Origin of the sequence: Streptomyces sp. NPDC008238 (assembly GCF_042956445.1) — a bacterium.
Classification (GTDB): Bacteria; Actinomycetota; Actinomycetes; order Streptomycetales; family Streptomycetaceae; genus Actinacidiphila.
Genome location: NZ_JBIBGK010000025.1, coordinates 55,905 through 69,819, shown reverse-complemented (window position 1 = coordinate 69,819; position 13,915 = coordinate 55,905). Strand labels below are relative to the sequence as shown.

Sequence of the window (13,915 nt, the reverse complement as noted above, 5' to 3'; positions counted from 1 at the left end):
CCCCCAGGTTCCTCGGCACTGTTGACACTAACGGCCGGTCAGCGCCGCCGCGAGCATTCGCCATGGTTCGCCAGGGTGCGCCAGATGGTCTGCCACCCGCACGCGGTGGTCAAGTAAGAACGCGCCACCCGGCCCGGCGCTCGCCGGCTCGCGAACGGTCGCATATGAGCAACTTTCGAAAAACGCCGATCAGCGTTGAACAACTCGAGAGGCATGTGCGTACTGGTACGCGAGGGGCGTACGGCGCGTGGACAGTTCGGACCGCCGGCCCGGACCCGCATTCCCCAGGGTGCGGGACCGGACGCCGACTCCGGCTCCGGATCCGTCCACGCGCCGGCCCCGCCACCTCGTCAAGAGCTCGTTGGCACACGAAGGGATCTGTCTCCCCATATGTATTCAGCATCGTCCTCCGTGTCCGCACCGCCCCGGCCGACCCAGATCCCGGGGTTCTCCGGGACCGGGACCGCCATACGTCCTCGCCCGGTGCTGCCCGCTCCGCGCAGGGGCGCGCCGGGGACCTCCCACCCGCTCAGCGGGAGGCTCGACTTGACCGGTCCGCAAGGCGCGCAGCTGCGTTCGGCCATCGCCTCGGTGCAGCGCATCTGTCCCGAGTTCACGCCCGTCCAGATGCTGCGCCGCAGCGGCCGCTCGGTGCTGCTGGTCGGCACCTCGGGCCGTGCCCCCGCGGTCGCCAAGTGCCTGCTGGACCACTCCCCCGCCTGGGTGGAGCGGTACCGGCACGAGATCGCCGCGTACCGGGCGTTCGTACGGCACCGGCCGCCGGTCAGGGCGCCGCGGCTGATCGCCGCCGACCCCGAGAGCTGCACGCTCGTCCTGGAGCGGATGCCCGGACGGGTCGCGGCCCTGCAGCGGCACCCGTCGGAGGCCCCGCCGCGGGCGGACGTGCGGATGGCGCTCAGCGCGATCTCCCGGGTCAACATGTGGCGTCCGCCGGCCGGGGTCTTCGACGCGCCGGTCGACTACGCGGCACGGCTGTCCCGCTACCACGAGCTGGGCCTGCTCACCGACCGCGACATGGGCGACCTGCAGAAGCTGCTGCACGGACTGGCGCACGCGCAGGGCCAGTTCAACCACGGCGACGCCCTGCTCTCCAACATCCTGCTCTCCCCGGCCGGCCCGGTGCTGGTCGACTGGGAGCACGCCGGCTGGTACCTGCCCGGTTACGACCTGGCGGTGCTCTGGATGATCCTGGGCGACGACCCGGTCACCCGGCGGCAGATCAGCCAGATGGCACAGGCCGCGGGCCCGATCGCGCGGGACGCCTTCCTGGTCAACCTGATGCTGGTGGTCACCCGCGAGATCCGCACCTACGAGACGGCCGTGCAGCGCACGATGCGCAGCACCGTCCCGGCGGGTCCGGGCGCGGCCGACGCCGGCGAGGAGCAGCGGCTGCTGCTGCGCCGGCTGCACGACGACGCGGGCCTCGCCCGGCGGGCCGTCAGGGCCGCAGTCGGAACGAGGTGATCCTCCGGCCGGTTCCCGGAGGCAGGAGGAGGAACCGGTGCGTGGTGGACGACGGAGCACCGCGGTCGCGGACCCGGGGGCCAGGGGAGAGTCCTCCGGTCACGTCGCGGTGCCGCCCGGACGGCCGCAGGGCCGGGGCGGCACCGCCGGTGGTCCGGTCCTCTGACGCACCGCAGGCCACGGCGCCCGTGCGGCGAAAGTTCCCGCACGGGCGCTGACATGCGTAAACGGCGCTCCGGACGCACAGTTGACGGGACGTCGGACAGGGGATACCTCTGTGGTGCCGAACGGCCCCGTGCGTCACCACAGGAGGCTGCAGTGCGAGGATCCCCCCACAACGCGAGACGCCCGCGCAAGGTCGTCACCGCCGCGACGGTCAGCGTGGCCGTCGGCGCCCTGCTCTCCGCGCTGTCGCCGCTCCCCGCGGCCGGCGCGGCCCCGGAGGAGCGGGACACGACGCTCCGGCAGGCTTTCGAGGACGCCGCCGAGCGCCAACACGTGCCGCAGAGCGTGCTGATGGGCCTGGCCTACCTGGAGTCGCGCTGGGACACCCACCGCGGGCTGCCCAGCGTCACCGGCGGATACGGCCCCATGCACCTCACGGACGCCCGGACGGCGCTCAGCGACTTCCCTCGAAGGGGTGATGGTGGTGACGACCCGCGCGGCGACGTAGGACGTCCCCTCACCGACGTCGGACTGCCCGCCGCGGACACCCGTGCGCTGCCCCCGTCGCTCAGCACGCTGGACCGCGCCGCCGGGCTGACCGGGCTGAGCGCCGAGGCGCTGCGGGAGGACCCGGCGGCCAACGTCGAGGGCGGCGCGGCACTGCTGGCCCAGGCCCAGAAGTCGCTGGGCGCGCCGCTGAGTTCCGATCCCGCGCGCTGGTACGGCGCGGTCGCCCGTTACTCGGGCGCCGACGACGCCGCCACGGCCGCGGTCTTCGCCGACGACGTCTTCCAGGTGATCCGGGACGGCGCCACGCGCACCACGGAGGACGGGGAGACCCTCGTCCTGGCCGCGCACCCCGGTCTCACGCCGGACACCGGCCGGCTCCGCTCGCTGGGCCTGCGCACCGTCGCCGCGGACCGGACGGAGTGCCCGCGCACGATCGCCTGCGAGTGGATCCCGGCTCCGTACGAGGAGTACGGCACGGGCGACTACGGCAACCACGACCTCGCCGACCGTCCGCACGACCAGAAGATCGACTACATCGTGGTGCACGACACCGAGGCCACCTGGGACACCACCCTCCAACTGGTGCGGAAGCCGGACTACCTGGCGTGGCACTACTCGATCCGCTCCTCCGACGGCCACGTCGCGCAGCACGTGCGGACCAAGGACGTCGGCTGGCACGCGGGCAACTGGTACGTCAACGCCAAGTCGGTCGGCATCGAGCACGAGGGCTTCCTCACCGATCCGGGCACCTGGTACACGGAGGCGATGTACCGGGCGTCGGCCCGCCTGGTCCGCTACCTGGCGCTGCGCTACGGCGTCCCGCTGGACCGGCAGCACGTCCTGGGCCACGACGACGTCCCGGGGCCGACCCCCGCGAACATCCCGGGGATGCACACCGACCCGGGCCCGTACTGGGACTGGGCGCACTACTTCCAGCTGCTGGGGGCGCCCTTCCGGCAGACCGCCGGGCCGGGGAGCGCGCTGCTGACGATCGCCCCGGACTACGTCTCCAACCGGCCCGTCTACACGGGGTGCACGACCGCCGGCGACACCTGCCCCTCCCGCGGTTCCACGGCCGTACGGCTGTACACCGAGCCGCGCGAGGACGCCCCGCTCGTCAGGGACGCCGGCCTGCACGGGGAGGCCCCCTCGACGACCGGGGTGAACGACACCGGGGCCCGCGCCTCGACCGGCCAGCAGTTCGCGGTGGCCGGACGGCGGGGGGACTGGACGGCGATCTGGTACCTCGGCACGAAGGCCTGGTTCCACGACCCCCGGGGGCACCGGACCGCCCTGCCCGCCACGGGCCTGCTGGTCACGCCGAAGGAGGGCCGCGCGGAGGTCCCCGTCTACGGGCGCGCCTACCCGGAGGCGTCGGCCTACCCGGCGGGCGTCCCGGTGCAGCCGGAGTCCCCGCTGCCGTACCGGCTGCTCGCGGGGCAGAGCTACGCCGTGGGCCAGGCCACGCGCGGCGAGTACTACCGGGCGGTCACCTTCGACGCGTCGCAGCACGTGGTGGTGCGGGGCGAGGAGCTCTACTTCGAGATCCAGTTCGGCCACCGGGTGGCCTGGGTCAAGGCCGCGGACGTCGACCTGCGGCCTTCCTGGGCCCCGGTCAGCCCTGCTGGAACATCTCCGCGGGGAGGGGCTTGAGCAACTGGTAGAGGTCGTCCGTGATCGGGCGGTCCCACGTCGCGATGGTGACCAGGACGCCGTCGCTGCGGTCGAACTGCGTGCAGGCGATGCGCCCCTCGGACAGCTTCACCTTGCGCACGATCAGCAGGTTGTCACCGTGCATGACCGGGGTGTCCTCGCTGCCGACGACCTCCACCGGCTCGTCATTGCCGAGGGCCAGCAGCAGCTGCGCGACCTCGAAGGGGACCTGGCCCTCTTCGAGGTCGCGGGCGGGCGAGCCCTCGGGGAGGTTGCCGATCAGCATGGCGGGACCGCGGCCGCCGAAGAGGTCGTAGCGCAGGAAGATGCCCTGGCAGCTGCCGTCCTCACCGGGCAGCAGCCCGGCGCCGAGTTCGCCCGGCCAGTCGCCCGGGTCCATGGCCAGGACGTCGAATTCCGGCCCTGTGGGCGTTGCGGCGTTGCGGCGGCGGAGGAACGACATGCGCCCATCGTACGGTCCCCGGACGGCCCGCGTGCCCGGGGTCGGCCGCCCGGCCCCGTCGCCGAAGTCTCGCCCGCACCGCGGCGCCGGAGCGGTCGAGTGCCCTGGCAGGAGGACGCCCGGGCGCCTCGCAGCGGCGGCGGGTGAAGCCGCTCGGACGGGAGGGCCTCAGGGCGCCAGGGCCCTGGCGAGGCCCGCCCGGTCGGTGCCGATCTTGCGGTAGACGGCGGAGAGCAAGCGGGTGACGCCCTCCACGTCGGTGTCCAGACCCGCGGCGATCTGCTCGTCGTCCTCGCCGCGCGCGGCCCGTGAGGCGGCCGCCCGTTCCTGGGCGGTGAGGGCGTCCGTCTCGGTCGTGCGGAGCCTTCGGGGGCGCAGTCCGGCGGCCGCGAGTTCGTCGCGGGCGCGTTCGGCGAGTGTGTCGGCGCCGCAGTGGACGGCGGTCTCCAGGCCCCGGTAGAGCTGCTCGGCCGCCTCCTGGAGCCGGGCCTCGCGGCGCAGTGCGGCGCCGTGGTCGACCAGGGCCCGGGCCAGCTCATAACCGGCGGGCGAGCGCTCCAGGTGCGCGACGGCCTCGTGCAGCAGCTTGAGCCGGTCGGGCTCCGCGGCCACCTCGGCGGAGACCCGCAGCGCCTGGCCGATCGCGGACGCCGTGCCGTACTGGCGGGCGCGCTCGACCGCGTCGGCCGCGGTGGCACGGGCCCGCTGCGGGGTCTCCCGGGCCTCGGCGAGGGCGAGGTGGAGCTGCCACGGGGACCATGCGGGGTTGCGCATGCCCCGGGGGTCGAGCCGCCGGCCGCACGCCTCGAGCTGGGCGATGGCGTCGTTGACCAGGCCCCGGGCGAGCAGCAGCTCGCCGTAGACCGTCTGGGCGTCCGGGAAGGTGACGGCCGCCGGGAACGGCTCGCAGAAGTCGTACTCCTCGGCGAGGGCCGCGGCCTCGCGGACCCGGCCGCGGGCGAGCAGGATCTCGACGAGGATCGCCACCGTGTACCAGACGACGGGGGTGCCGCGGCCGACGCGGTCGGCGAGGCGCAGGCCGTCGCGGGCGAAGTCCTCGGCCTCGGCGAGCCGGCCGCGGCGGTAACGGACGTAGCCGAGCAGGGAGTAGCCGAAGGCGAGATGGGCGCCGCGCCATCCCTGGCGCTCGTAGTCGCCGATGCCGGCGGCGAAGAGCTCCTCGGCGCGGCCGGGCCGGTCGGCGTACATGTACGTCATCGCGACCAGCACCGGGACCTCGAAGCCGAAGTCCTCGCTGGCCCAGGGCAGGCCGCCGACGAGGGCGCGGTCGGAGTGCCGCAGCGCGGTCTCGGCGGTCTCGCCGCGGAGGGTGGCGTCCCAGGCGCGCAGGCCGATGATGTAGCGCTCGGTCAGGTCGCGTCCGGACAGCCGGTCGGCGAGGCGGGCCAGCCGGCGGGAGCGGGCCGGGGAGTCGGGTTCGTCGGAGCGGAAGGCGTCCCACATGAACTGCTCTTCCTGCATCCGCAGCCGGGCCCGCGCGTTGGTGGCGGTACGGGCGGCCTGACCCACGGTGTCGGCGGCCTCGCCGAGCCGGTCGGAGTGGGCCAGTGCCTGGGAGAGCCGGTAGGTGATCGCGTCGCGCAGCGCCGGGTCGACGATCGGTTCCTCGAGCGCGGCGCGCAGGTGGTTGACGGTGGTGGCCGGCTCGGTGAGCAGGGAGGAGCAGCCCAGCTCGAAGAGCACGGACGCCCGGTCCTCGAACGGCGGCGGCTCGCGCAGCGCGCGGGCGAGGTAGCGGCGGGCCGCGTCGGGGGCGCCGGCCCGGGCGGTGTCCCGGGCGGCCTGGCGCAGCTGGGCGACGACCCAGGGGTCGCCCTCGGGGTGGGTCTCCAGCAGGTGGCGTGCGGCGGCGGAGGGGCCGAGCCCCGCGTCCACGACGGACCAGGCGGCCTGGCCGTGCAGGGCGACCCGGACGGCGTCGGGGATCGCCCGGTACACGGCGGTGGCGATGAGGGGGTGGACGAACTCCAGGACGTCGCTGCCGGTGAGGATGCGGGCCTTGCGCAGCCGGTCCGCGGCGTCGGCGGCCTCCTCGCCGCCCAGGCCCGCCACGCTCGCCGCGATGGCCGGCGAGATGGACGTGCCGAGGACGGCGGAGGCCCACGCCATGCGGACGGTGGAGGTGCCCAGGCGCTCCAGGCGGGCGATGAGTCCGCTGCCCTTGGCGGCGGCGGCGAGGTCGCGCAGGAGGTGCGCGCTGGTCTCGTCGGGCCGCAGCGCGCGGTCGAGGACCTTGGCGGTGAGCTCCACGGCCTCGAAGGGGTTGCCGGCGGTGACGGCCCAGGCCTCGCGGCAGAAGGCCTCGTCGGCGTGCTCGCCCACGGCGTCGCGGACGAGCCGGCCGATGGCGGCGGCACTGAGCGGTTCCAGGCCGAGCGGGCGGGTCCCGGAGCGGTCCGGCAGCCCGCGGAACGCCTCCGCGTGGGCGGGGAGTTCGTCGGGGCGGTAGGCCACGACGACGAGCATCGGGAGTTCCTCGGCGCGGGGCGCGAAGGCGGCCAGCCAGCCCAGGGACTCGGGGTCGGCCCAGTGGGCGTCGTCGAGCACGAGGACCACGGGGGCGCGGCGGACGGCGATGTGGGTCAGGACCCAGTCGAGTCCGTCCGCGAGGCCCTGCGGGTCGGGGGGCGCGCCCTCGCCGTCGGTGCACAGCCCCAGGGCGGGGCCGACGATGCCGTACCAGCTGCCGAGGGTGGAGCGGAGCACCTCGTCGCCGGCTCCGGCGAGCTGGGGCTGGAGCAGCTGGCGGGCCACGTGGAAGGCGACGCCCTGCTCCTGGTCGCCGCCGCGGGCGTACAGGACGGTGCAGCCGAGGGCGGAGGCCCGGCGCCGGGTCTCCGCGAGCAGGGTGGTCTTGCCGAGGCCCGCGGGGGCCGCGAAGGCGAGGACGCCACCGCGCCGGGTGCCGCTGCGGGGGTGGTCCCCCTGGGTCCGTACGCCCGTGAGTTCCGCCAGCGCCTCGTCGACGGCCACGAGTTCGGCCTCGCGTTCGAGGAGCGGTCGCCGGGACTTCGGTGTGCGCCGCGCCATAGTGCACCCCCTGCCCCTGATCCGGCGCGCGCCGGGGGCGCACCGGTGATGCCCGGACGCCTGTCCGGTGGCTCCTCAGCGTACGCCACCAGGGACCGAGCGTGAGTGGATAAGTGCGAACTGGTGACGGCTGTTCACAACCGTCCGGGGAATGATCGACCCTGCTCGATCAGGTACGCCCACATGCGGGAACGCACCACCCGCGATGCCTCCGGCACATGCCGGGGCGACGGCGTCATGACGAGCCGTCGGGTGCATGCGCCGGGGAGGCGACGGGGGCGGGCGCACGGGTGGCGCCCCGCGCGCCGGGGGTGCGCCGGCGGCTCGCCTCCGCGTGCGAGGGCGGGCCGCCGGACGCGCCCGTGGGGGTCCGTCAGGTGAGGTCGAACTCGCCGTCGCGGGCCCCGAGGACGAAGGCCCGCCACTCCGCCGGGGTGAAGATCAGCGAGGGCCCCTCGGGGCTCCGGCCGTCCCTCATGGCGATGTAGCCCTCGACGAAGGCGATCTGGACGTCTCCTGTGCCCTGGCTGCTCGACTGCCATGTTGCGTTGGCCAGATCAAGCTGCGGCTTCTTCCCGTTGGCCAACGGCGATCCGATCGTGCTCTCGGCCACGTCCGCTCTCCTCCCGACTCCGTCGTCCGGGCCAGCCTAGCGACCGTGCCGGGGCCCGGACAGGTCATGGGAGAACCTGCCCGGACCGGGTACCGGTTCATGCCCGCTTCACTCTCCGGGGTGCCCGGATCCGACCATCCACAGGGCGAAGAACTGCGAACCGCCGCCATATGCGTGCCCGAGCGCCCGGCGTGCGCCGTCCACTTGGTGCCCGCCCGCGGTGCCGCGCACCTGGAGGGCGGCCTCGGCGAAGCGGATCATCCCCGAGGCGCCGATCGGGTTGGTGGACAGCACACCACCCGAAGGGTTGACGGGCAGGTCGCCGTCGGACTCCGTCACCCCCGCCTCGGTGAGCTTCCAGCCCTCGCCCTCCTCCGCGAAGCCGAGGTTCTCCAGCCACATCGGCTCGTACCAGGAGAACGGCACGTACATCTCGACGACGTCGATCTGCCGCCGCGGATCGGTGACGCCCGCCTGCCGGTAGACGTCGGCCGCGCAGTCGCGCCCGGCCCGCGGGCTGACGAAGTCCTTGCCCGCGAACATCGTGGGCTCGCTGCGCATCGCCCCGCCGTGCACCCAGGCCACCGGTCCCGGGGCGCGGCGCCCGCCCGCCTCGTCGGTGAGCACCATCGCGCAGGCCCCGTCGGAGGACGGGCAGGTCTCGGAGTAGCGGATCGGGTCCCAGAGCATGGGCGAGGAGCGCACCTTCTCCAGCGTGATGTCCTCCTCGTGCAGATGGGCGTACGGGTTCCGCAGCGCGTTGCGCCGGTCCTTGTACGCGACGAGCGCGCCGACGGTGTCGGGAGCGCCCGTGCGGCGCATGTAGGCGCGCACGTGCGGCGCGAAGAAGCCGCCCGCCCCGGCCAGCAGGGGCTGCTGGAAGGGAACGGGCAGGGACAGCCCCCACATCGCGTTGGACTCGGACTGCTTCTCGAAGGCGAGGGTGAGGACCGTGCGGTGGACCCGTGCCGCGACCAGGCTCGTGGCGACCAGCGCGGTGGAGCCCCCGACCGAACCCGCGGTGTGCACCCGCATCATCGGCTTGCCCACCGCGCCGAGGGCGTCGGCGAGGTACAGCTCGGGCATCATCACGCCCTCGAAGAAGTCCGGGGCCTTGCCGATGACGACGGCGTCGACGTCCGCCCAGGTCATCGACGCGTCCACCAGGGCGCGGTGGGCGGCCTCGCGGACCAGTCCCGCGATGGAGACGTCGTGCCGCGCCGAGGTGTGGTGGGTCTGGCCGACGCCGACGACCGCGACGGGCTCCCTGCCGGTCAGCGTGCTCATCGGTCCTCTCCTTCCAGGACGGCGACCAGGTTCTGCTGCAGGCAGGGCCCGGACGTGGCGTGGGCGAGCGCCCGGCGGGACGCTCCGCGGTGGATGCGGGCGGCGGCCTCGCCGAGCCGGACCAGGCCGGCGGCCATCACGGGGTTCGCGGCGAGCGGTCCGCCCGAGGGGTTGACCACGACGTCGTCCCCCAGGCGGAGTGCCTTGCGGAGCACGACCTCCTGGGAGGTGAAGGGGGCGTGGAGCTCGGCGGTGTCCACGGGCGCGTCGAAGGCCCCCGCGCGTTCCGCGGCCAGCCGGGTGGAGGGCGAGTCGGTGAGGTCCCGGACCCCGAGCGAATGGGCCTCGATGCGGTGGTCCATGCCGCGGATCCAGGCGGGGCGCGCGCACAGCCGCCGTGCGGTGTCCCCGGCGGCCAGCACGACCGCGGCCGCGCCGTCGCCGACCGGCGGGCAGTCGCCCCGGCGCAGCGGCCGCACCACGTACTCCCCCTGCGGCCGGTCGCCGGACTCCTGCGCATACGGGTTGGCGACGGCCGCCGTCCGGTTGCGGCCGGCGACGGCGGCGAGCGCGGCCTCGTCGGTGTCGCCGGCGTCGATCAGCGCCTGTGCCTGGAGCGCGGCCAGGGCGACGGAGTCGGGCCACAGCGGTGCCAGGTAGTAGGGGTCGAGCTGGCGGGTCAGCACGTCCCGCAGCCGTCCCGGTGAGGACTTGCCGTAGGAGTAGACCAGTGCGGTGTCGGCCTCACCGGTGAGCAGCTTGACCCAGGCCTCGTACAGCGCCCAAGCACCGTCGGTCTCCACGTGGGACTCGGAGATCGGCGGCCAGGCCCCGACCCCGTCGAGCGCCATGGTGAAGGAGAAGGCCCGGCCCGCCAGGTAGTCGCAGGAGCCCGAGCAGGTGAAGCCGATCTCGCCCGCGGTCAGGCCGACCCGGTCCAGCACCTCGTGCAGCACCGGCATCAGCATCTCGACCTCGGAGAGCGCGGCGCTGTCGCGCACGTGCCGGGTCTGGGCGAACGCCACGACGGCCACCTCCCGGCGCGCCTCCCGCCTCGTCCGCGTGGTCACAGCAGCTCCTTGTAGGTGTCGTAGTCGGCGTCGGGCTCTCCGGTCGGCCGGTAGTGGTCGGGGTAGCCCCCGTCGTCGCTCCAGACGGGTTCGACGCGCAGGCCCATGCGCACCCGGTCGTACGGGATGCCGCCGATGCGGCCGTGCAGGGCGAGTCCGGCGCCGTCGAGGGCGATGTGGGCGTAGACGTACGGCACCTCGATGTCGAGGCCCCTGGCCTTGATGTTGACGATGCAGTAGGTGGTGACGGTGCCGCGCGGGCCGACCTCGACCTGTTCGTCGGTGGCGACGCCGCAGGTGGGGCAGGCGCCCCGGGGCGGGACGTAGACCTTGCGGCAGGAGGGGCAGCGCTCGCCGAGGGTGCGGCGCTCGGCCAGGCCCGCCAGGTAGCGGCTCTGGGCCCGGCCGGGGGCGTAGGTGTACTCCAGGCGGGCGGGCACGGTGATGCCGGTGACGGGTTCGGCGAAGGCGCCGGTGTGCGCCGTCGCGACGGTCTCGCCGCCGGCGTCGTCCCCGGCGGGTTCGAAGCACGCGATGTCGGTGACGGCGCCGGTACGCAGGTCGGCCCAGCGGACGCGGACGCGCATGCCGGTGCGCACCGCCTCCGGGCCGGGTGCGTCCAGGACGTGCAGCAGCGCGGTGTCGGCGCCGTCGAGCCGGACCAGGACCCAGGCGAAGGGGGTGGCCAGCGGCTGCTGGGGGCGCGGGGACGGGTTCCAGGCCCAGGTGGTCACGGTGCCGGTGATGCCGACCTCGACGAGGTCGCGCAACTCCTCGGCGGTGACCGGGTCGTACTCGACGGGCGGGACGAGGACGCGGCCGTCACCGGTGCGCACGCCGAGGACGGTCCGCTCGCGCAGGCCGGTGAGGAAGGCGCTCTGCACCGGCCCGAGGGAGCGGGTGAAGGGGAACTCGACGACGAGGGGCGCGGTGAGCGGTTCGGGCATGGCGTGGTGACCTCTCGTGTCAGGCGCGGCGGTAGACGGGCGGGCGCTTCTCCCCGAAGGCCCTGGCGCCCTCCTTGGCGTCGGCGGTGGCGAAGACGGGCCAGCCGCGCTCCAGTTCGGACCTCAGTCCCTCGGCCTCGGTCATCTCCGCGGTCTCGTAGACGGAGGCCTTGACGGCCTCGACGGCCAGCGGGCCGTTGGCGTTGACCAGTGCGGCGATCTCCAGGGCCTTGTCCAGGGCGGTGCCGTCGGGAACCACGTGGCCGACCAGCCCGATCCGCTCGGCCTCGGCCGCGGTGTAGGGGCGGCCGGTGAGCAGCATCTCCAGCGCGTGCGTGCGCGGGATCTGGCGGGCGAGGCGGACGGTGGAGCCGCCGATGGGGAAGAGGCCGCGGCGTACCTCGAACAGGCCGAAGACCGCGCTCTCCGCGGCGACGCGGATGTCGGTGCCCTGGAGGATCTCGGTGCCGCCTGACCGGCGACCCCGTCGACGGCGGCGATCACCGGCTTGCGGGGGCGGTGGTGGCGCAGCAGGGCCTTCCAGTGCAGGTCGGGGTCGGCGGTGAGCCGTTCCCGGTACGGCCGGCCGTCCGTCCCGCCGTCGGCGGCGAGGGCCTTGAGGTCCATGCCGGAGCAGAAGGCCCCGCCGGCGCCGGTCAGCACCACGGAGCGGATCGCGTCGTCCCGGTCGGCCTCCATCCAGCCGTCGTGGAGGCCCACGAGCATGGGCAGGGAGAGCGCGTTGCGCGCCTCAGGCCGGTCCAGGGTCAGTACGAGTGTCGCGCCGACGCGCTCCACCGTGAGGTGTTCGGTGCCGCCCATCGCCGTCCTCCCGCGTCGCGTACCGGACCTAGAACAGGTTGCAGTAGGCGCAGGTCGAGTTCAATACTTTTCTGACTGTCAGTCAGATTCTTGCCGTGGGACCCCTTCACAGCCCCCTCGCGGGGTGCTCTGATGACCGGCTGGGAGCCGGTCGTGCAGCCGGTCCCCCGGCCCCCGGTCAGGAGGAGCGCCGTGGAGTACAACCTTGCCGACCTCTTCGAATCGGTCGCCGACACCGTGCCCGGCCGCGAGGCGCTGGTCCACCTCGACCACCCCGGCACGGGGGCCGAGCGGCGGCTGACGTACGCGCAGCTCGACGCCGCGGCCAACCGCCTCGCGCACCACCTGGCGGCGCAGGGCATCGCCCCCGGCAAGCACGTGGGCCTGCACCTCCTCAACGGTGTCGAGTACCTGCAGACCGCGCCGGCCTGCATGAAGATCCGCGCCGTCCCGGTCAACGTCAACTACCGCTACGTCGCGGACGAGCTGGCCTACCTCTACCGCGACGCCGACCTCACCGCGCTCGTCTTCGACGCCGGGTTCACCGGCCGCGTCGCGGCCGCCCTCCCCCGCACCGAACGGCTGCGCCACCTGATACGGGTGGGCGCCGCGCCCCCAGACGCGCCCGAACCCGCCGTCGCACCCGTCGGCTTCGCCGAGGCCGAGGCCTCCGGCTCCCCCGAACGCGACTTCCCGGCCCGCGCCGCGGGCGACCGCTTCGTCATCTACACCGGCGGCACGACGGGGATGCCCAAGGGCGTCATGTGGCGCCACGAGGACCTGTTCTTCTCCGGCATGGGCGGCGGCGCCCCCACCGGAGTCCCCGTCTCGCGCCCCGAAGAGCTCGCCGAACGGGTCGCGGCCGGCGGGGAGGGACTGGTCTTCTTCCCCACCGCGCCGCTGATGCACGGCACCTCCACGCTGACCGCCTTCATCGGCTTCCACTACGGCCAGAAGGTCGTCGTCCACAGCAAGTACGTCCCCGAGGAGGTGCTGCGCACCATCGAGCGCGAGAGGGTCACCAGCGTCTCCCTGGTGGGCGACGCCATGCTGCGGCCGCTCGCCGACGCCCTGGCCGGGCCGCTGGCGGACACCGACGTCTCCTCGCTGCTCAGCCTCTCCAGTTCCGGCGCGATCCTCTCCGAGACCGTGCGCGCGCAGTTCCAGGCACTGGCCCCGGACTGCATGATCCTCAACAACTTCGGCTCGTCCGAGTCCGGTTTCAACGGCACCGCAACGGAGGACTCCGGCCCGCGCAGGGGCTTCCGGCTGCGCGTCAGCGCGCACATCGCGGTGGTCGACCCCGGCTCCCTCAAGCCGGCCGCCCCGGGCGAACCGGGCCGCATCGCGCTGCGCGGCCACGTGCCGCTGGGCTACTACAACGACCCCGGCAAGACCGCCCGGACCTTCTTCGAACGCGACGGGGAACGGTGGGTGCTGCTGGGCGACATGGCCACCGTCGACGACGAGGGCATCGTCACCGTGCTCGGACGCGGCTCGCAGTGCATCAACACCGGTGGCGAGAAGGTCTACCCGGAGGAGGTCGAGGAGGCGCTGAAGGCCCACCCCGACGTGTACGACGCCCTGGTCGCCGGCGTGCCCGACGCGAAGTGGGGGCACCACGTCTCGGCCGTCTTCCAGCTCCGCGAGGGCGCCCCCGCGCTCTCCCTGGAGGACCTGCAGACCCACTGCCGGGCCCGCCTCGCGGGCTACAAGGTGCCGCGCAGCCTCGTCCTCACCCGCCTGATCCAGCGCTCGCCCAGCGGCAAGGCCGACTACCGCTGGGCCCGCACGGTGGCCGCGCGGGGCGCGGCCGGGGGCTGAACACCGGGCGGCACACCGGCCCGTG

The 13,915-nt window shown here is 74.2% G+C and carries 9 protein-coding genes and 1 pseudogene; 3 read left to right on the top strand and 7 right to left on the bottom strand.

The genetic code is table 11. From position 1 onward, the window contains the following. Positions 1-390 precede the first annotated feature (390 nt). Positions 391-1,485: an aminoglycoside phosphotransferase family protein gene (locus ACFZAU_RS33715; RefSeq protein WP_500555327.1), complete on the top strand. Its 1,095-nt coding sequence runs from the start codon at positions 391-393 to the stop codon at positions 1,483-1,485. A 318-nt stretch (positions 1,486-1,803) separates the two neighbouring features. Then, positions 1,804-3,813 carry an N-acetylmuramoyl-L-alanine amidase gene (locus tag ACFZAU_RS33710; RefSeq protein ID WP_500555326.1) on the top strand — a complete coding sequence of 670 codons (2,010 nt, stop codon included), beginning with the start codon at positions 1,804-1,806 and terminating at the stop codon, positions 3,811-3,813. Here ACFZAU_RS33710 and ACFZAU_RS33705 read toward each other — a convergent pair. From ACFZAU_RS33705 to ACFZAU_RS33675, 7 genes and pseudogenes are all read right to left on the bottom strand, one after another. Further along, positions 3,776-4,276, bottom strand: coding sequence for a hypothetical protein (locus ACFZAU_RS33705; RefSeq protein WP_500555325.1), 501 nt, complete (start codon positions 4,274-4,276; stop codon positions 3,776-3,778). The genes ACFZAU_RS33710 and ACFZAU_RS33705 overlap by 38 nt on opposite strands. Before the next feature lie 168 nt (positions 4,277-4,444). Then, entirely contained in the window at positions 4,445-7,327 is a 2,883-nt protein-coding gene (locus tag ACFZAU_RS33700; protein WP_500555324.1) for an ATP-binding protein, read from the bottom strand. Between the two features lie 373 nt (positions 7,328-7,700). Next, complete coding sequence (locus tag ACFZAU_RS33695; protein WP_018561140.1) at positions 7,701-7,940, bottom strand: DUF397 domain-containing protein; 240 nt, start codon at positions 7,938-7,940, stop codon at positions 7,701-7,703. Between the two features lie 108 nt (positions 7,941-8,048). Next, on the bottom strand, positions 8,049-9,227 hold the full coding sequence (locus tag ACFZAU_RS33690; RefSeq protein WP_500555323.1) for a thiolase family protein: 1,179 nt from the start codon (positions 9,225-9,227) through the stop codon (positions 8,049-8,051). After that, positions 9,224-10,297 (bottom strand): thiolase family protein, encoded by a 1,074-nt coding sequence (locus tag ACFZAU_RS33685; RefSeq protein WP_500555322.1) that lies wholly within the window; start codon positions 10,295-10,297, stop codon positions 9,224-9,226. The genes ACFZAU_RS33690 and ACFZAU_RS33685 overlap by 4 nt, the downstream gene beginning before the upstream one ends. After that, positions 10,294-11,244: a Zn-ribbon domain-containing OB-fold protein gene (locus tag ACFZAU_RS33680; RefSeq protein WP_500555321.1), complete on the bottom strand. Its 951-nt coding sequence runs from the start codon at positions 11,242-11,244 to the stop codon at positions 10,294-10,296. Before ACFZAU_RS33680 ends, ACFZAU_RS33685 begins: the two co-directional genes overlap by 4 nt. A 19-nt stretch (positions 11,245-11,263) precedes the next feature. Continuing rightward, positions 11,264-12,066 (bottom strand): annotated as a pseudogene (locus ACFZAU_RS33675) (crotonase/enoyl-CoA hydratase family protein). A gap of 192 nt (positions 12,067-12,258) precedes the next feature. Here ACFZAU_RS33675 and ACFZAU_RS33670 point away from each other — a divergent pair. Beyond that, positions 12,259-13,890: an acyl-CoA synthetase gene (locus ACFZAU_RS33670; protein ID WP_500555320.1), complete on the top strand. Its 1,632-nt coding sequence runs from the start codon at positions 12,259-12,261 to the stop codon at positions 13,888-13,890. The last annotated feature ends 25 nt before the right edge of the window (positions 13,891-13,915 follow it).

Excerpts from the sequence above, each read along its gene's own strand:
- ACFZAU_RS33700 (WP_500555324.1), bottom strand. The coding sequence starts at position 7,327 with ATGGCGCGGCGCACACCGAAGTCCCGGCGACCGCTCCTCGAACGCGAG.
- ACFZAU_RS33690 (WP_500555323.1), bottom strand. The coding sequence starts at position 9,227 with ATGAGCACGCTGACCGGCAGGGAGCCCGTCGCGGTCGTCGGCGTCGGC.
- ACFZAU_RS33680 (WP_500555321.1), bottom strand. The coding sequence starts at position 11,244 with ATGCCCGAACCGCTCACCGCGCCCCTCGTCGTCGAGTTCCCCTTCACC.
- ACFZAU_RS33715 (WP_500555327.1), top strand. The coding sequence starts at position 391 with ATGTATTCAGCATCGTCCTCCGTGTCCGCACCGCCCCGGCCGACCCAG.
- ACFZAU_RS33705 (WP_500555325.1), bottom strand. The coding sequence starts at position 4,276 with ATGTCGTTCCTCCGCCGCCGCAACGCCGCAACGCCCACAGGGCCGGAA.